The sequence below is a fragment of the Pseudoalteromonas sp. Isolate6 genome (assembly GCF_022398435.1).
GTDB lineage: Bacteria > Pseudomonadota > Gammaproteobacteria > Enterobacterales > Alteromonadaceae > Pseudoalteromonas > Pseudoalteromonas galatheae.
In genome coordinates this window covers 1-505 of the sequence record NZ_JAKEVK010000430.1, presented here as the reverse complement: position 1 = coordinate 505, position 505 = coordinate 1, and the positions used below count along the sequence as shown (strand labels likewise).

The following is a 505-nucleotide window of genomic DNA, read 5'->3' as shown; positions in this document are numbered from 1 at the left end:
CGGTTTGATTAGCCTTTCACTCCTAGCCACAGGTCATCCCCTAACTTTTCAACGTTAGTGGGTTCGGTCCTCCAGTTGATGTTACTCAACCTTCAACCTGCCCATGGCTAGATCACCGGGTTTCGGGTCTATACCCTGCAACTTAAGCGCCCAGTTAAGACTCGCTTTCGCTACGGCTCCCCTAAATGGTTAACCTCGCTACAGAATATAAGTCGCTGACCCATTATACAAAAGGTACGCAGTCACCCAACAAGTAGGCTCCTACTGCTTGTACGTACACGGTTTCAGGTTCTATTTCACTCCCCTCACAGGGGTTCTTTTCGCCTTTCCCTCACGGTACTGGTTCACTATCGGTCAGTTGGGAGTATTTAGCCTTGGAGGATGGTCCCCCCATATTCAGTCAAAGTTTCACGTGCTCCGACCTACTCGATTTCACTTTAGATAAGTTTTTGTGTACGGGACTATCACCCTGTTTCGTCATGCTTTCCAGCATGTTCCACTAACT

General features: G+C 48.3%; 1 rRNA gene. It reads right to left on the bottom strand.

The annotated features are described in order from the left end of the window. Nucleotides 1-505, bottom strand: a 23S ribosomal RNA gene (locus L1D50_RS23335); the annotation flags it as partial.